The sequence below is a fragment of the Pseudomonas sp. GW704-F2 genome, assembly GCF_059423025.1.
On the sequence record NZ_JBWKXO010000006.1, the window covers coordinates 9,797 to 27,156 of the forward strand.

16 protein-coding genes are annotated in these 17,360 nt (G+C 63.1%); 5 read left to right on the forward strand and 11 right to left on the reverse strand.

Going from position 1 to position 17,360, the window contains the following annotated elements; translation table 11 throughout:
• Positions 1–628 precede the first annotated feature (628 nt).
• The 4 genes from pqqA to AC07W0_RS06740 all read left to right on the forward strand — a co-directional run bounded on the left by pqqA (position 629) and on the right by AC07W0_RS06740 (position 4,904).
• Positions 629–700 carry a pyrroloquinoline quinone precursor peptide PqqA gene (gene pqqA / locus AC07W0_RS06725; RefSeq protein WP_010209364.1) on the forward strand — a complete coding sequence of 24 codons (72 nt, stop codon included), beginning with the start codon at positions 629–631 and terminating at the stop codon, positions 698–700.
• A gap of 127 nt (positions 701–827) precedes the next feature.
• Complete coding sequence (gene ercA / locus AC07W0_RS06730; RefSeq protein ID WP_017847475.1) at positions 828–1,991, forward strand: alcohol dehydrogenase-like regulatory protein ErcA; 1,164 nt, start codon at positions 828–830, stop codon at positions 1,989–1,991.
• Positions 1,975–3,345, forward strand: coding sequence for an ATP-binding response regulator (locus AC07W0_RS06735; protein ID WP_017847474.1), 1,371 nt, complete (start codon positions 1,975–1,977; stop codon positions 3,343–3,345). Before ercA ends, AC07W0_RS06735 begins: the two co-directional genes overlap by 17 nt.
• Positions 3,346–3,425: 80 nt before the next feature.
• On the forward strand, positions 3,426–4,904 hold the full coding sequence (locus tag AC07W0_RS06740) for a DASS family sodium-coupled anion symporter (protein WP_017847473.1): 1,479 nt from the start codon (positions 3,426–3,428) through the stop codon (positions 4,902–4,904).
• 494 nt (positions 4,905–5,398) lie between these two features.
• On the opposite strand, the gene AC07W0_RS06745 is transcribed toward AC07W0_RS06740, so the two are convergent.
• The 9 genes from AC07W0_RS06745 to copC all read right to left on the reverse strand — a co-directional run bounded on the left by AC07W0_RS06745 (position 5,399) and on the right by copC (position 13,772).
• Positions 5,399–6,307 (reverse strand): aldose 1-epimerase, encoded by a 909-nt coding sequence (locus AC07W0_RS06745; protein WP_102617285.1) that lies wholly within the window; start codon positions 6,305–6,307, stop codon positions 5,399–5,401.
• Positions 6,307–7,587, reverse strand: coding sequence for a TRAP transporter large permease (locus AC07W0_RS06750; protein ID WP_017847471.1), 1,281 nt, complete (start codon positions 7,585–7,587; stop codon positions 6,307–6,309). Before AC07W0_RS06750 ends, AC07W0_RS06745 begins: the two co-directional genes overlap by 1 nt.
• Before the next feature lies 1 nt (position 7,588).
• Positions 7,589–8,116, reverse strand: a complete 528-nt coding sequence (locus AC07W0_RS06755; RefSeq protein ID WP_102617284.1) for a TRAP transporter small permease — start codon at positions 8,114–8,116, stop codon at positions 7,589–7,591.
• Between the two features lie 66 nt (positions 8,117–8,182).
• Positions 8,183–9,145: a TRAP transporter substrate-binding protein gene (locus AC07W0_RS06760; RefSeq protein ID WP_102617283.1), complete on the reverse strand. Its 963-nt coding sequence runs from the start codon at positions 9,143–9,145 to the stop codon at positions 8,183–8,185.
• A gap of 51 nt (positions 9,146–9,196) precedes the next feature.
• The gene (locus AC07W0_RS06765; protein ID WP_102617282.1) at positions 9,197–10,072 is read right to left on the reverse strand and encodes an SMP-30/gluconolactonase/LRE family protein; all 876 of its coding nucleotides are present in this window, start codon (positions 10,070–10,072) and stop codon (positions 9,197–9,199) included.
• 30 nt (positions 10,073–10,102) lie between these two features.
• Positions 10,103–10,918, reverse strand: a complete 816-nt coding sequence (locus AC07W0_RS06770; RefSeq protein WP_102617281.1) for an NAD-dependent epimerase/dehydratase family protein — start codon at positions 10,916–10,918, stop codon at positions 10,103–10,105.
• A 187-nt stretch (positions 10,919–11,105) separates the two neighbouring features.
• Entirely contained in the window at positions 11,106–12,368 is a 1,263-nt protein-coding gene (locus AC07W0_RS06775; protein WP_102617280.1) for an OprD family porin, read from the reverse strand.
• Positions 12,369–12,545: 177 nt separating this feature from the next.
• Positions 12,546–13,403 carry a copper homeostasis membrane protein CopD gene (gene copD, locus AC07W0_RS06780; protein WP_102617279.1) on the reverse strand — a complete coding sequence of 286 codons (858 nt, stop codon included), beginning with the start codon at positions 13,401–13,403 and terminating at the stop codon, positions 12,546–12,548.
• Between the two features lie 3 nt (positions 13,404–13,406).
• Positions 13,407–13,772: a copper homeostasis periplasmic binding protein CopC gene (gene copC, locus AC07W0_RS06785; protein WP_017847464.1), complete on the reverse strand. Its 366-nt coding sequence runs from the start codon at positions 13,770–13,772 to the stop codon at positions 13,407–13,409.
• A 115-nt stretch (positions 13,773–13,887) separates the two neighbouring features.
• Between copC and AC07W0_RS06790 the strand changes: the two genes are divergently transcribed.
• Positions 13,888–14,508: a TetR/AcrR family transcriptional regulator gene (locus AC07W0_RS06790; RefSeq protein ID WP_017847463.1), complete on the forward strand. Its 621-nt coding sequence runs from the start codon at positions 13,888–13,890 to the stop codon at positions 14,506–14,508.
• 122 nt (positions 14,509–14,630) lie between these two features.
• Here AC07W0_RS06790 and preA read toward each other — a convergent pair whose 3' ends face one another.
• Together preA and AC07W0_RS06800 are read right to left on the reverse strand one after the other, a co-directional pair.
• Positions 14,631–15,905, reverse strand: a complete 1,275-nt coding sequence (gene preA / locus AC07W0_RS06795) for an NAD-dependent dihydropyrimidine dehydrogenase subunit PreA (RefSeq protein WP_102617278.1) — start codon at positions 15,903–15,905, stop codon at positions 14,631–14,633.
• The gene (locus AC07W0_RS06800; RefSeq protein WP_102617292.1) at positions 15,905–17,272 is read right to left on the reverse strand and encodes an NAD(P)-dependent oxidoreductase; all 1,368 of its coding nucleotides are present in this window, start codon (positions 17,270–17,272) and stop codon (positions 15,905–15,907) included. The genes preA and AC07W0_RS06800 overlap by 1 nt, the downstream gene beginning before the upstream one ends.
• Positions 17,273–17,360 lie beyond the last annotated feature (88 nt).

Below are 17,360 nucleotides of genomic sequence, written 5' to 3' on the forward strand. Positions count from 1 at the left end.
GCAAGCCCCCTCCCACATTTTGATCGGCGTACACCCGTTCCGGCACAGCAAGAGGGCTTTGCCTGTTGGATCACTACCTGCAGACCAACCCCCTGGGCCTCTTCTAACCCCGACTTGAAATACAACCCAATGTGGGAGGGGGCTTGCCCCCGATAGCGGTGGCTCAGTCAGGCATGTATTGGCTGACACACTGCCATCGGGGGCAAGCCCCCTCCCACATTTTGATCGGCGTACACCCGTTCCGGCACAGCAAGAGGGCTTTGCCTGTTGGATCACTACCCGCAGACCAACCCCCTGGGCTTCTTCTAACCCGACTTGAAATACAACCCAATGTGGGAGGGGGCAACCCCCCTCCCACATTTTGATCGGCGTACACCCGTTCCGGCACAGTAAGCGGGCTTTGCCTGTTGGATCACTACCTGCAGACTAACCCCCTGGGCTTCTTCTAACCCCGACTTGAAATGCAACCAACTGTGGGAGGGGGCAATCCCCCTCCCACATTTTTGATCGGTGTACATCTGCTACCAAGGCATGCTTCAGGCTCGTTCGAAAGTAGCATTCGCACCCCCATCCCCCCATGCATTAATGCCATTACCGGAATCTTCCGGCACAACAAGAGGATCGCCCCATGTGGACTAAACCCGCGTTTACCGACCTGCGTATCGGCTTTGAAGTGACCATGTACTTCGCCAGCCGCTGATTCACCCCCGGCCAGCCTCGCGCTGGCCGGGGTCGTTTGGGGAATGACTCTTTGGTCTGATTGCATTCGCGCGCGGATGGGTTAGTGTGGAGCGCATCTCTCAAAAATAATAAAAACAGGCTTTCCAATGAGCCCAAATCTCAGCCTTCTGCGTAAGTTCGTTTCGCCTGAAATCATCTTTGGTGCCGGCTGCCGGCACAACGTCGGTAATTACGCCAAGACCTTCGGTGCGCGCAAAGTGCTGGTGGTCAGCGACCCCGGTGTGATCGCCGCCGGCTGGGTCGCCGACGTGGAAGCCAGCCTGCAGGCCATCGGCATCGATTACTGCCTGTACAGCGGCGTCTCACCCAACCCCCGCGTCGAAGAAGTCATGCTCGGTGCCGAGGTGTACCGCGACAACCATTGCGACGTGATCGTGGCCATCGGCGGCGGCAGCCCGATGGACTGCGGCAAGGCCATCGGCATCGTGGTCGCCCATGGGCGCAACATCCTCGAATTCGAAGGCGTGGACACCATTCGCGTGCCCAGCCCCCCGCTGATCCTGATCCCCACCACCGCCGGCACTTCGGCGGATGTCTCGCAGTTCGTGATCATTTCCAACCAGCAGGAGCGCATGAAGTTCTCCATCGTCAGCAAGGCGGTGGTGCCGGACGTGTCGCTGATCGACCCGGAAACCACGGCGAGCATGGACCCGTTCCTGTCCGCCTGCACCGGCATCGATGCGCTGGTGCATGCGATCGAGGCGTTCGTCTCCACCGGCCACGGCCCGCTGACCGACCCCCACGCGCTGGAAGCCATGCGCCTGATCAACGGCAACCTGGTGCAGATGATCGCCAACCCGGCGGACATCGCCCTGCGCGAGAAGATCATGCTCGGCAGCATGCAGGCGGGGCTGGCGTTCTCCAATGCGATCCTCGGCGCGGTGCATGCCATGTCCCACAGCCTCGGCGGCTTCCTCGACCTGCCTCACGGCCTGTGCAACGCGGTGCTGGTGGAGCATGTGGTGGCGTTCAACTACAACTCGGCGCCGGAGCGCTTCAAGGTGATTGCCGAGACGTTCGGCATCGACTGCCGCGGCCTGACTCATCCGCAGATCCGCGGGCGGCTGGTCGAGCATCTGATCGCGCTGAAGCGTGCCATCGGCTTCCACGAAACCCTCGGCCTGCACGGCGTGCGGGTGGCGGACATTCCGTTCCTGTCCCAGCATGCCATGCACGACCCGTGCATCCTCACCAACCCCCGCGAATCGAGCCAGCGTGACGTCGAGGTCGTCTATGGCGAAGCTCTCTGACGACCAGCAGCGCGCCCTGGCCGGGCTGCTGGGGTTGGGCGACCAGTCGGCGCGCAAGAGCCACTACCCGGAACTCACGGCCCGCCTCGATGAGCTGGAGGCCGAGCGCAACCGCTACATCCGCCTCAACGACGAACTGGAGCAGCGGGTGGCGGCGCGCACCGATGAACTGCTCGAAGCCAACCGCAACCTGCAACAGCAGGTCGCCCAGCGCGAACAGGTCGAACAGGAACTGCGCGACGCCCGCGACGCCGCCGAGGCCGCCAACCGCAGCAAGGACAAGTACCTCGCCGCCGCCAGCCATGACCTGTTGCAGCCGCTCAACGCCGCACGGCTGCTGATCGCCACCCTGCGCGAACGGTCGTTGCCGAGCGTCGAACAGGTGCTGGTTGAGCGCACGCACCAGGCCCTGGAAGGTGCCGAGGATTTGCTCACCGACTTGCTCGATATCTCGCGGCTCGACCAGGCAGCGGTCAAGCCGGACGTGGCGCTGTATCGCCTGGATGAGTTGTTTGCGCCGCTGGTCTCCGAATTCCAGTCCGTCGCCCTGGCCGCCGGACTGAATCTGCGCGCACACACCGGCCATTACGCGATCCGGACCGACCTGCGCCTGGTGACGCGGATTTTGCGTAATTTCCTCAGCAACGCCTGCCGCTACACCGACGACGGCTGCATCCTGCTCGGCGCCCGTCGTCGCGGCGATCACCTGCGCCTGGAAGTGTGGGACACCGGGCGCGGCATCCCGGCCGACCGGCTCGACGCGATCTTCCTCGAATTCAACCAACTGGACGTCGGCCGCGCCTCGGACCGCAAGGGCGTGGGCCTGGGGCTGGCGATTGTCGAGCGGATCGCTGAGATTCTCGGTTACCCGGTGGCGGTGCGCTCGTGGCCGGGACGCGGGTCGATGTTCAGCCTCGAAGTGCCGATCAGCGAAGAAATGCCGTTGGCCATCAGCCAACTGCCCACGCAACCGACCACCGGCAACCCGCTGCCGGGGCGGCGTTTGCTGGTGCTGGACAACGAAGTCAGCATCCTCGAAAGCATGAGCGCGCTGCTCGGGCAGTGGGGCTGCGAGGTGGTCACGGCCACCGACCAGGCCGGCGCGTTGCTGGCGTTGCAGGGCAGGGCGCCGGAACTGATCCTGGCGGACTATCACCTGGACCACGGCGTGGTGGGCTGTGAGGTGGTCAAGTACCTGCGCGAGCATTTTGCCCAGACGATTCCCGCCGTGATCATCAGCGCCGACCGCACCGACCAGTGCCGGCGCATCCTGCGGCGGCTGGACGCACCGTTGTTGAACAAACCGGTCAAGCCCGGGAAGTTGCGGGCGGTGTTGAGTCAGTTATTGGCCTAGAGGTTTGATACCTGTCAACACCGCGTGCGGCATTTTGCGCCATGCTCCCAGCCTGATTTGACGCCGACGGAGACTCCCCCATGAGCGCCCCCGCAACAACCGCTGCATCATTCAAGTTGCCCTTGGGCCTGGTCGTCGCTGTACTGGTGATGGTCGGGGTGCTGCTGTTACCGCTGCCCGCGGATTTGCCGGTGGCCGGGCATCGCATGCTGGCGATCCTCGCGTTTGCGGTGGTGGTGTGGATCAGCGAGGCGGTGTCCTATGAGGCCAGCGCGATCATGATCACCTCGCTCATGGCGTTCTTGCTCGGCACCGCGCCGTCGCTGCAAGACCCCGCGCACCTGATCGGCTCCAGCCCGGCCATCGGCATGGCGCTGACCGGCTTCTCCAACCCGGCGCTGGCGCTGGTGGCGGGGGCGTTGTTCATCGCCGCCGCCATGACCCACACCGGCCTGGACCGGCGCATTGCCCTGGTCACGCTGACCCGGGTCGGCACCAGCACCCGCGGCATTCTGCTGGGGGCGATCGCGGTGACTATCCTCCTGAGCCTCGTCGTACCCAGCGCCACCGCGCGCAGTGCCTGTGTGGTGCCGATCATGATGGGCGTGGTGGCGGCGTTTGGCGTCGATAAACGCTCCAACATCGCCGCCGGCCTGATGATCGTGGTGGCCCAGGGCACCAGCATCTGGAACGTCGGCATCCAGACCGCCGCCGCGCAGAACCTGCTGACCGTTGGGTTCATGGACAAGATGCTCGGCCAGCGCGTGTCGTGGATCGACTGGCTGATTGCCGGCGCACCATGGGCGCTGATCATGTCGGCGGTGTTGCTGTTCCTGGTGATCAAACTGCTGCCGCCGGAAAGCGACAGCATCCCCGGCGGCAAAGAGGCCGTGGCCCAGTCGCTGGTGGATATCGGCCCGATGACCGGCCCGCAAAAACGCCTGCTTGCCGTGTCGGTGCTGTTGCTGTTGGCGTGGGCTACCGAAGGGCGCCTGCACAATTTCGACACCACCTCGACCACCTACGCCGGGCTGGTGTTCCTGCTGTTGCCGGGGATCGGCGTGATGACCTGGAAGGATGTGCAGTCGCGGATTCCGTGGGGCACGGTGATTGTGTTCGGCGTCGGCATCAGCCTCGGCACGGCGTTGCTGACCACCCAGGCCGGGCAGTGGCTGGGTTCGCAAGTGGTGGCGCATACCGGCCTGGACCAGGTCGGGCCGCTGGGCGTGTTTGCCATCCTCGGGGCGTTTTTGATCGTGATCCACTTGGGGTTTGCCAGTGCGACGGCGTTGACCTCGGCGTTGTTGCCGATCCTGATTGCGGTGTTGCAGACCTTGCCGGGGGAGTTCAACCGGTTGGGGATGACCATGCTGTTGGGGTTTGTGGTGAGCTACGGGTTTATCCTGCCGATCAATGCGCCGCAGAACATGGTGTGCCTGGGGACCGGGACATTCACGGCGCGGCAGTTTGCCAAGGTGGGGGTGTTGGTGACGCTGATGGGTTACTTGTTGATGTTGGTGTTTGCGGCGACCTACTGGAGCTGGCTTGGCTGGATCTGATAGGGCGTGTGGTCTCCAATACACATGGGGTCGCCAATGCAAAGGAGCTCCAATGTGGGAGGGGGCTTGCCCCCGATGGCGGCCTCTGGGCTGACCAGCTTTTTGGGTTGAGTACATATCCATTGTTGCGGTCACGGCTGCTATGGGTTCCGCCCTTACGGCGGGTCACTTTGGAAAAGCCCCAAAGTAACCAAAGGGCTCTTGCCCCACCACTCGGTGCCTCGCCTAGGCTCGGCATGCCCTCACTCCGGCTTGAATCCGTGGGCCGCCGTCATGGGCCATCCCTGGCCCAGGACGGCTAACCCGGCGTCCTGCCGGGTTGCCCACGGATTCAAGCCTGCGTTCGGCCAGCGTGGTTTTACGGGGCGCCTAAGATCAAAAGCCAAAGCAAAAGCCAAAGCCAAAGCGAGGCTGCCTTATAGCCGACCTGATCCTGGAAGCCGAACCGGGTCAAAAATGTGGGAGGGGGCTTGCCCCCGATGGCGGTGGGTCAGTCATGCATGTAGTGGCTGACACACTGCTATCGGGGGCAAGCCCCCTCCCACAGTTGGAATGTATTTCAGGGTGAAATTGAGTTGGGTCGACTGGTTTTGCTCCAGCAGTTTCAGGCCCGGCCTGCCCGGCAGGTGATGGGCATTCACCGGATGGCTCACCGGCTCGATGCAGAAGAACCCCAGCCCCGGCGGGCAGTACAGCAAGAAGTAATCGGCGCCGGTAGCCTGGCATTCCAGGGTGTAACCCAGCTCCGGCTGTTCGATCCGGCAATGCCCGTCCCATTGGCAAAAACCGTTGTCGACCAACGCTTGGGGCAACCCCTTGAGCTGTTGGAAATCCCAATCGGCGTGTACGGGTGCCAGCGCCGTCGGCAGCTTGGACGCATCACTCATCCACACTTGCCCAGCCTTGGCCTGCAACCGCGTACCCGCCCGGCGCGGGAAGTAAGGATGCAAGCCCAAACCGTGCCACGCGGCGGCTTCGGCCAGATGCGTCACGCTCAGCCCGATACTCAACACGCCGCTGCTCAACCCAAACCGCTGCTCGGCGCGATAGGCGAACGGCGTGGCGCATTCCAGCGCAAGCAGCACTTCATCCGCCGACTGGCTGACCACGCGCCACGCCTGTTGCCAGGCCGAACCGTGAATCGGCAGCGGATCGGTCGCGCTGTTGGGCGTGAGTGCCAGCCAGCCGGCGGGCGTGTCGAAACCGCCGTTGGCAATGCGATTGGACCACGGCGCGAGGGGATAGCAGCCCAGTTTGCCGGGCAGGCCGCTGTCCAGCGCCGCTTGATCGCTAGGCCGCAGCAGGGGCTGGCCGCTGGCGCGCACGCGCCAGTTGACGATGCTGCCGCCGACTGCCGGGGCGAGGGTGAGGTGGGTCAGGTGATCTTCCAGTTCAATCAGCATCACAGCACCAGCCCTGGCAGCCACAGCGATAACGCCGGAATGTAAGTCACCGCGATCAGCACCAAAAACAGCACGCCATAGAACGGCAGCAGCGCCTTCACGGTGTTCTCGATACTCACCTTGCCCACCGCCGCCCCCACGAACAGCACCGCGCCGACCGGTGGCGTGATCAGGCCGATGCCGAGGTTGACCAGCATGATCATGCCGAAGTGAACCGGGTCGACGCCGATGCCGAGCACCACCGGCAGCAGGATCGGCGTGAGGATCAAAATCAGCGGCGCCATGTCCATCACCGTGCCGAGCAACAGCAGCATGGCGTTGATGCACATCAGGATCACGTAGCGGTTGTCCGACAGGGTCAGGAACAGCGTGGTGATCTTCGCCGGGATCTGCATCAGGGTCATGATGTAGCCGAAGCTGGCCGCGAAGGCGATCAGGATCATCACGATGGAAATGGTGCGTACCGTGCGGTGCATCAGCTTGGGCAGCTCGTTCCATTTGTAGTCGCGGTAGATGAACATGGTCACGAAGAATGCCCACAGCACCGCGATCGCAGCGGACTCGGTGGCGGTGAATATGCCCGACAGGATGCCGCCGAGGATGATCACCATGGCCATCAGGCCCCACAGTGCGTCGGCGCAGATTTTCAGCGCTTGCTTGAGCGGGATGACTTCGCCCTTGGGGTAGTCGCGCTTCTTCGCGAAGATCAGGCACAGCACCATCAGGCACGCGCTCATCAGCAGGCCCGGGACCACGCCGGCCATGAACAGCGAGGCGATCGACACCGTGCCGCCCGCCGCCAAGGAGTAGAGCACCGAGTTGTGGCTGGGCGGGGTCAACAGCGCCTGCACCGAGCCGCTGATGGTCACCGCCGTGGCGAACTCCCGGGGGTAGCCACGGCGCTCCATTTCCGGGATCAGCACCGAGCCGACCGAGGCGGTGTCGGCCACCGAGGAGCCGGAGATCGCACCGAAAAACGTCGAGGCCATGATGTTCACCAGGGACAAGCCGCCGCGCACAAAACCCACCAGCACCCCGGCGAACGCCACCAGCCGCCGCGACATGCCGCCCTCGGCCATGATCGCGCCGGCCAGCACGAAGAACGGAATCGCCATCAGCGAAAACTTGTTCACCCCGCCAGCGATCTGAATCATCAGGGCCTGGTACGGAATGTCGATCCACCACGCGCCGATCAACGCCGACAGGCCCAGGGCATAGGCCACTGGCATGCCGATCAGGATCAAGCCGACAAAGCTGCCCAACAGAATCAATGCGTCCATATCAGGCAGCCCCTTCGCTTTCTTCAACCAGATCGAAGCGCACGACCCGTCGGTTGCTCTGGTCACCGAGCACGAGTTTTTCCACCACGAAGACCAGGGTCAGCAACCCGCCGATCGGGATCGGCAGGTAGGTGATGCCCACGCGCAGGGTAGGGATGGCGCTCATGAACTGGTTCCAGGTGGACAGGCACAGCTTGCTGCCCCAAATGGTCATGAACAGGCAGATGGTGCCCATCAGCAGTTGCGAGAGGATGCCGACGACCTGGCGTTGGCGCGCAGGCAGGCGGTCAGTGACCATCGCCACCGACATATGCGCCCCGGCGCGGTAGCTGGCGGCGGCGCCGATAAAAGTGAACACCAGCATCAGCAGGATGGCGGTGGGCTCCGGCCAACTGGAGCCGGTGCCGAGGATGTAGCGGGCGAAGATGCCCCAGGGGATGATCAGCGCGACCCCGAGGACCGAGAGGCCGGCGACCCAGATGCAGGTCATGTAGAGGCGGTCGTTGATGCGCAGCACTAGATTCTTCATGGCGTTCACCGTGACCGGGCGCGTCGATGCCGACCGCGCCGGGCCTTATGCGAGAGGCAGGGCGGGTTATTGAACGGCGTCGATGCGCGCGATGATATCGGCGTAAGGCGCGCCGTACTTGGCGCGAACCGCGGCGGTGGCGTCGTAGAAGGGCTGTTTGTCGACGCGGATGAACTCCACGCCGGCCGCCTTGAGCTTTTCCTCGCTGCTGGCGGATTTTTTATCCCACAGCGCACGCTCATCGGCCTGGGCGGCCTTGGCGGCGTTTTTCACCATGAGCTGTTGCGCGGGGGTGAGCTTGTTCCAGGTGATTTTCGACATCACGATCGGCTCGGGCAGGATCAGGTGCTCGGTGAGGGTGTAGTACTTGGCGTTCTGAAAGTGGTTGTGTTCCAGCAGGGTGGGTGGGTTGTTCTCGGCACCGTCGATCACCCCGGTCTGCAAGGCACTGAAGATCTCGCCGGTGTCCATGGCGATACCGTTGGCACCCATGGCGTTGAAGGCATCGATGAACAGCGGGTTGCCCTGCACGCGAATCTTCATGCCCTTGAGGTCTTCGATCTTGCGCACCGGTTTTTTGCTGTAGAGGTTGCGCGTGCCGCCGTCCATCCAGGCCAGGGCGACCAGGCCGAATTCGGAGTCGGTGATCTTGGCGAGGATTTCATCGCCGATCTCGCCGTCGATGACTTTGCGCATATGCGCCTGGTCGCGGAACACGAATGGCAGGTTGAACACGTTCACGTCCGGCACCACCGGGCCGACGATGCCGAGACTGACCCGGGTCATCTGGATCGCGCCGACCTGGGCCTGTTCGACGACTTCTTTTTCCGAACCCAGGACGCCCCCGGGGAAGTACTTGAAGGTCAGTTCGCCGTTGCTTTCTTGGGTGAGGGCCTTGCCCATGTTCTCTTCGGCCACGACGGTGGGGTAGCCGGCGGGGTGGATGTCGGCGAATTTGATTTCCAGCGCGTGGGCGGCGCTGCTGAGGGTGAAGATTGCGGCGGCGAGCAAGGTGCGTTTGAAGTCCATGGGCGGTCACTCCTGTCTTGTTATTGTCGTATTCAAGGCACAGCGATGCAGCTAGAGGGCGAAGCGGGGTTCGGGCAGTCCTGTCGTGCCGGGGTTGAGGGCGAATACGCCGCCGGACAGCGACTGCTCGCTCTGGTCGTCACGGATCGAGGTGACGAACAGGGTGTCCAGGCGACTGCCGCCAAAGGCGCACATGCTGGGTTTTTTCACCGGCACGCGCAGGGAGCGGTCCAGGCGACCGTCGGGGGTGAAGCGGTGGATCAGGCCGGCGTCGTTGGCGCAGATCCAGTAGCCGCCGTCGACATCCACGGCTGCGCCGTCAGGGCGGCCTTGGTGTGGCTGCATGTCGACAAACACGCGGCGGTTGGACGGTGTGCCGGTGTCGGTGTCGTAGTCGAAAGCCCAGATCTGTTGCACCAGCGGGTGCGAGTCCGAGACATACATCGTGCGGCCATCGGGGCTGAAGGCCAGGCCATTGAGGGTGATAAAGCCGTCCAGTTGCGCATGCGGCGCCGCGCCCGACGCGTAACGGTAGAGGATGCCTGCGGGCGCATTTGCGCTCATGTCCCGCACCATGCTGCCGGCCCAGAACCGGCCCTGGCGATCGCAGCGCCCATCGTTCAGGCGCATGTCCGCGCGCGGGTGCGCGACCTCGGCCAGGGGCGTGGTGTCGAGGCTGCCGTCGTTGTGCGCGGTGAGCTGGAAAAAGCCGCTTTCCATCCCGGCGACCCAGTTGCCCGCATCGGTGCGGGCAATGCAGGCGAGCATCTGCGGGGCTTTCCACGCGTCGATATGGCCGGTGGCGGCGCTCCAGCGTTGCAGGCCGCCGTTGGGAATATCCACCCAGTACAGGGCGTTTTCTTCGGGCACCCACACCGGGCATTCGCCCACGGCGTTGCGGGCGTCGACAATCAATTCAGCAGTCATGGCAACTCACTCCCTTGGGTTAGTGTGACGTCAGTCACCGAACGGCCCGGCGGCGCAGAACGCACCGCCCTGGTAGACCTTGGCCGGGTCGTCGGCGGCCAGCGGCGGCTGGCGCTCGACCTGGGCGCGGAATACTTCGGAGCTGTCTTTGGGGGTGAAGCCCAGGTGCGCGGCGTAGCGGTTGTCCCACCAGGTGTCGAGGTTGGCCGACATGCCGTAGACCACGGTGTGGCCGACGTTCGGCGTGTACAGCGCGCGTTCGAGCAGTTGGGTCAGGTCATCGAAGCTCAGCCAGGTGTGCATCATCCGGCGGTTCTGCGGTTCGGGGAACGACGAGCCGATGCGGATGCTCACGGTCTCGATGCCGTAGCGGTCGAAGTAGAAGCTGGCCATGTCTTCGCCGTAGGACTTGGACAGCCCGTAGTAACTGTCCGGGCGACGCGGCGAGTGGGCGTCGAGGTGCTCGCCCTGTTGATAGAAGCCGATCACATGGTTGGAGCTGGCGAAAATCACGCGCTTGACGCCATGGCGGCGGGCGGCTTCGTAGATGTGAAAAATCCCGCAGATATTGGCGCCGAGGACTTCTTCGAACGAGCGCTCCACGGATACGCCACCGAAATGCAGGATGGCGTCGACGCCTTCGACCAGATGGTGTACCGCGTGTTTGTCGGACAGGTCGCAGGGCTGCACTTCTTCATTGGCGCCGGCGGGGGCCATGTCGGCGATATCCGACAGGCGCAGCACCTGGGCATACGGCTGCAGGCGTTCGCGCAGCACTTTGCCGAGGCCGCCGGCGGCACCAGTGAGGAGGAGGCGGTTGAAGGGCGCTGGGGTAGTGGTGGTCATCTGGATTCCAGTTTTTGTTGTAGGTTGTCGTATGACTATGCCGAAGTATTGTTAGAGAGTCCCCGCTTGTCAATGTGGGAGGGGGCTTGCCCCCGATGGCTATGGGTCAGTCACAGAGACATTGCCTGATACACCGTCATCGGGAGCAAGCCCCCTCCCACAATGGATGTGCCCGGGTTTTAGATCTTTAAAGCAACGAAATCGGGTAGCTGACGAAGACCCGGTTCTCATCGAACTCGTTATTGCTGAAGTCCCGGCGCATGGTCGAATTGCGCCAGCGCACGTTGAGGTTCTTCAAGACACCGCTCTGCACCGTGTAGGCCAGTTCCGATTCGCGGCCCCATTCCTTGCCATCGGTGATCGTGCCGGTGTGGACGTTACTGCCGCTGATGTAGCGGTTCATCAGGGTCAGGCCCGGAACGCCGAGCGCCGCGAAGTTGAAGTCGTGGCGCAGTTGCCAGGATTTCTCCTTGGCGTTGTCGTAGCTGGCGTTGTAGCTGTCGTTGGCCAGGGTGCCGCCGCTGGTGCCGTTGACCCGCATCCATGCGCTGTCGCCGCTGAGTTTCTGCAGGCCGACGTAGAAGGTGTTAGCGCCGTATTTGGCCGAGAACAGGGCGAACGCGGTTTTGTTGTCGAGGTCGCCGGCCAGGGCGCTGCCGTCTTCCTTGCCGTTGAAGAAGCCGAGGTTGGCGCCCAGGGTCCAGTCGCCCAGCGGCTGGCTGTGGGTCAGGTTGAGGTACTGCTGTTGGTAGATGTCGGTCAGTTCGGCGTACCACAGGCCGACCTGGGTGCGCTTGTCGTTGAAGGTGTATTCGGCGCCGCCGAAGTTGAAGCGGTCTGAGGTGAAGGCGGCTTTGCCGTTCATGAACATGTCTTCCATGCTCGCATCGTTGCGCGGGCTGTTGCCGCGAAACTGCCCGCCGTAGAGGGTCAGGCCGGCGATTTCATTGGAGGTGACCTGGCCGCCCTGGAAGGTTTGCGGCAGGGAACGGCCATCGTCGGAACGCAAAATCGGCAGCACGGGCATCCATTCGCCGACTTTCAGTTCGGTCTTCGACAGCTTGGTTTTCAGCGCCACGCCCAGGCGCCCGAAGTTGTCAGCGGGGCGACCGTCGTCGTGAACCGGCAGCAACTGGGTGCCAGCGGTACCTTTGCCGCCGTCGAGCTTTTGCGAGTACAGGCCCAGCACATCAATCCCGAAGCCCACGGTGCCCTGGGTGTAGCCGGATTTGGCGTCGAGGATGAAGTTCTGCGTCCACTCTTGGGCCTTGGCCTGGGGGTTGGACGGGTTGGTGAAATTGCGGTTGAAGTAGGCGTTGCGTAAGTTGAGCGTGGCCTTGGCGTCGTCGACAAACCCTTCGGCCTGGGCGATGAGGGGCAGGGTGAAAGCCAGGCTGCCGAGGCTGATAAGGCCGAGATGCGAGGAGGAATTGCGGGCGGATGGACGCACAGTGACGCTCCCTTGGGTTTGTTGTTTTTATTATTTGTCATACGTCGTCGTACAACATAAGGGTGATATTTGCGGGGTTTTTGTGGCTTGTCAATCAGAAGTTATACGATGACTAGGCTTCGCTGAGCAAAAGCGGCCGTGGTTCAGTGTGGGAGTTGGATCGTGTCGACTATGGATTCAGCCGGCCATCGCCATCGGGGGCAAGGTGCCGAGGAGGGAGACGGCGGCAACCGCTAAAATACCTAGTAACCATTCAGCCGTCACACTGGCCTTCAAGGTCTCCAGTCGTTGTTCGCAGCGCTCGATACGCAAGCGGTTCAGCAGCGCCAGGGCCAACATGCCCAGCACCAGCATCGCCTTGATCAGCAGAATCAGGGCGAAACCGTTGAACAGCGGGGTTGGCCACAGTTGCCCGGTCAATACACGCACGTTGATCAAGCCGGTGACCAGCAAGCCGGCGACCAGGCCATAACCCGCGCCGCTGAAACGCCGCAGAATCGGCTCCAGCCCATGGCGCTGCGGTTGGCGCAGGATCAATACCAACAGCAGCAGACCGCCAAGCCAGGCGCCCACGCATGCCAGGTGGACGACCTGATTGAGGATCAGCAACTGGCCGCTGAGCCCGTTGAGCATGGCGCCGTGACCGACTGGGGCCAGGGTCGCCAGCAGCAGGCCGATCAAGGGCAGGCGCAACGCCGACCAGGGTTTGATCAAGGCGATCAACAGCAGCACGTTGAGCAGCAGATGCCAGAGCCACACTTGGCCGAAAAAGGTCTTGCCCAGCACCAATTGCACAGTGGTCGGTTGCAGTGCGGCGTCCCAACTGCCGGCCATGCTGACCGTGATCAGCAGCAACCAGGCCACGCCGGAGCCGAGCCCGAGCCAGGCCAGTGCTCGGCTGATACGCAGCACTTGCCGGTCCAGCGCCGGCTGCGGTGCATTGCCCATCAGCCATGGCCTGAATACACAGGCCCCGAACATCAACAAGACGACGATGAAATGCAGGAAACGGCACAGCACCAGCAGCGTCGCCATAGGTTATTGGCCGACCTTGAAGCTGTATTCGCCGTTGCTCTTGTGGGTGTCGACCGAGACCGCGTTCCACACCACTTTGTAGGTGCCGGCTGCCAGAGGCGCGGCGGGCGTCACCACCAGGGTTTTCTTGTCGGCATCCGGCGTTGCCAGGCCCTTGATTGCGATTTCGGTGCCGTCCTTGCTCAGGGAAACCTTGGAAAAGGTCGCCTCCACGCCTTCGCTGAAGGTCAGGCGCACATCGTTCGGTGCGGCGACGCTGCTGTCTGCCGCAGGCGTCGCGCTCTTGAGGTGAGCATGGGCAAACGCCGCCGAGGCGCCCAGCAGCGAGGCCAGCAGAGCGACGGTGGTCAGGGTTTTCTTGATCAACATTGAGCAATACCAATCAAAGGATAGGACGGGCAGTGTACGAAGTTTCGGCTCCTCCTGTCGCCCCGATCTAGAGCGGGTGGTAGTCTTTCCGTTATGTCTTTGTCAGGGAGCCCTTATGGGCAAGCACAAGATCGGAATTCGTCGGGTCAACGTCGAAAAAATCCTGCTAGCGGCGGAAAAAATCTTCGCCGAGAAGGGCTATGGCAGCACCGCCATGGCCGATATTGCCGCCGAAGTGCAATTGCCGCGTTCCAATCTGCATTACTACTTCACCACCAAGAGCGAGCTGTACAGCGCGGTGCTGTTCGATCTGTTGGAAGTGTGGAAGCAGGATGCCCTGAGCTTCGAAACCTTCGATGACCCGCGAGTGGTGCTCAGCAGCTACATCCGCGCCAAGATGCAACGCTCGCGCACGCGGCCGTATGGGTCGAAAGTCTGGGCCAACGAAATCATCCACGGCGCGCCGACGCTCGGTGAGGCGCTGGATGAAAGCCTGTACGACTGGGCCAAGATGAAGGAAGCGAAAATTCGCCAATGGGTGGAAGACAAACGCATCCTGCCGGTCGAGCCGGCGAGCTTGCTGTATATGATCTGGGCCTCGACCCAGCACTACGCTGACTTTGATCATCAGGTGAAGATTCTGAACGATCACCAGCCGTTGTCGGATATGCAGTTCGAGAGGGCGATTCAGACGGTGACCAGTGTGATTTTGCGCGGGATTGGGTTGGAGCCTTGAGGCTTGTGGTGAGGCTGAGGGCCTCATCGGGGGCAAGCCCCCTCCCACAATGAACTGCATTTTGTCTGAAAGAATGCGGTCAACTGTGGGAGGGGGCTTGCCCCCGATAGCGCTCTACAGGACTACACTGCTTCCCGATAGGGATTACGCGGGTCCTGGGTCCAGTTCAAGAACGGCTTGCCGGTGTCCACCGGTACCATCTCGATGCAATCGGCCACCGGGCAGGTGATCTGGCACAGGTTGCAGCCCACGCATTCGTCATCGATCACTTCGTACTTATGCGTGCCGTCCGCCTGTTTCAAACTGGCGATGGCCTGGTGCGACGTATCTTCGCAGGCAATGTGGCAACGCCCGCAGCCGATGCAGGCGGCCTGATCGATCTTGGCGATCACCTGGTAGTTGATATCCAGGTACTTCCAGTCCGTAGTATTGCCCACGGCGCGCCCGGAAAAATCCTGCAGGCTGGTGTAACCCTGACTGTCCATCCAGCGCGACAGGCCGTCCTTCATTTCTTCGACGATGCGAAAGCCATGCAGCATCGCCGCCGTACACACCTGCACGGCACCGCAGCCGAGGGCGACGAATTCCGCCGCATCGCGCCAGTTGCCGATGCCGCCAATGCCGCAGATCGGCAGGCCGTGGGTCTGCGGGTCGCGGGCGATTTCGGCGACCATGTTCAGCGCGATCGGCTTGACCGCCGAACCGCAGTAACCGCCGTGGGTGCTATGGGTGCCGACCGTCGGCAGGGCGACCATGCGCTCCAGGTCCACGCTGGTGATGGAGTTGATGGTGTTGATCAGCGACACCGCATCCGCACCGCCGCGATACGCCGCACGCGCCGCCACCCGGATGTCGGTGATATTCGGCGTGAGCTTGACGATCACCGGCAGCGAACAGTACGTCTTGCACCAGCGCGTCACTTGCTCCACATACTCTGGCACCTGGCCGACCGCCGCGCCCATGCCGCGCTCGGGCATGCCATGGGGGCAGCCGAAGTTCAGCTCGATGCCGTCGCAGCCGGTGGCTTCCACCAGCGGCAGGATGTTTTTCCAGGACTCTTCGACGCACGGCACCATCAACGACACGATCAGCGCGCGGTCCGGCCAGTCCTTTTTGACCTGGGTGATTTCGCGCAGGTTGATCTCCAAAGAGCGGTCGGTGATCAGCTCGATGTTGTTGATGCCCAGCACTTCGCGGTTGGCGCCGTAATGCGCCGAGTAACGCGACGACACGTTGACCGCCGCCGGGTCTTCCCCGAGGGTTTTCCAGACCACGCCGCCCCAGCCCGCTTCAAAGGCGCGGACCACGTTGTAGGCTTTGTCGGTGGGCGGCGCGGAGGCCAGCCAGAACGGGTTGGGGGCTTTGATACCGGCGAAGACAATCGAGAGATCGGCCATTACGCAGCCTCCACGTTGAGCATGAGTTGGGCATGCATGGCTTCTGCCGCCAGCTTGCCGTGTTGCACCGCCTGCACGGTGAGGTCCTGGCCGAGGCTGACGCAGTCGCCGCCGGCATACACGCCGGGGATGCTGGTGCGCAGGTGTTCGTCGACGAAGATGCGTTCGCCGACTCGCTGCAGTTGCTGGGCCAGCGGGTCGTGCAGTGCGGCGTTGTCGAAACTTTGGCCGATGGCTTTGAAGATCGCATCGGCGGCCAGTTCGAAGGTTTCGCCGGTGGGTTGCAGGCGCCCGTTGTCCAGGTGCGTGCGGGCGAAACGCATGCCGCGCACATGGCCTTGCTCGTCCAGCAGCACTTCCTCCGGCTGGGCCCAGGTCAGCAGGCGAACCTGATTGGCCTTGGCGATGTCCTGCTCATGGCTGGTGGCGCCCATGTCCGCCAGGCCCCGGCGATACACCAGGTTGACGTCGCGGGCGCCGAGGCGGGCCATTTGCACGGCCATGTCGATGGCGGTGTTGCCGGCACCGAGCACGATGCAGCGGTCGGCCAGGGGCAATTGGGTGAGGTCGTCGGCCTGGCGTAGTTCGCGGATGTAGTCGGTGGCGGCGAGCAGGCCGGGGGCGTCCTCATGGGGCAGGCCGAGTTGCTTGCTGGCGGCCAGGCCGAGGCCGAGGAACACCGCATCGAAGTGCTGGTGCAGTTCGCTCAACGACAGGTTGTCGCCCAGGCGCTGGCCGTGACGGATCTCGATGCCGCCGATCTGCAGCAGGAACTCCAGCTCCTTCTGCGCGAAGTCATCCACCAGTTTGTACTTGGCGATCCCGTATTCATTCAGGCCGCCGGCTTTTTCCCGGGCTTCGAAGATCACCACATCGTGGCCGTGCAACGCGGCGCGATGGGCGCAGGCCAGGCCGGCCGGTCCGGCGCCGACCACGGCGATGCGCTTGCCGGTGGTGGCGGCGCGCTGGAACGGGTGTTCGCTGAAGTGCGCGTTGTCGATGGCGTAGCGTTGCAACAGGCCGATCAGCACCGGCGCGCATTCTTCGCCGTGGTTACGCACGCAGGCTTGCTGGCACAGGATCTCGGTGGGGCAGACCCGGGCGCAGCTGCCGCCGAGGATATTGGCCGAGAGAATCTTCTGCGCGGCGCCTTGCACGTTGTCGGTGTGGAGGTTGCGGATGAACGACGGGATGTCGATTTCGCTGGGGCACGCATTCACGCACGGCGCGTCGTAGCAATACAGGCAGCGCGAGGCTTCCAGTTGCGCCTGGCGGGCGTTGAGGGGCGGCGCCAGGTCGGTGAAATGACTGGCGAGGGTCGCCCCGTCTTCATGGGGATGGGGGAGGTGGGTCAGGGTCTGGATCACGGTGTGGGCCTCACGGTTTTTTTTCGGATTGCCTCTGGCGGGCATTTTTGTTGCCTGGGTTGGCCTCATCGGGGGCAAGCCCCCTCCC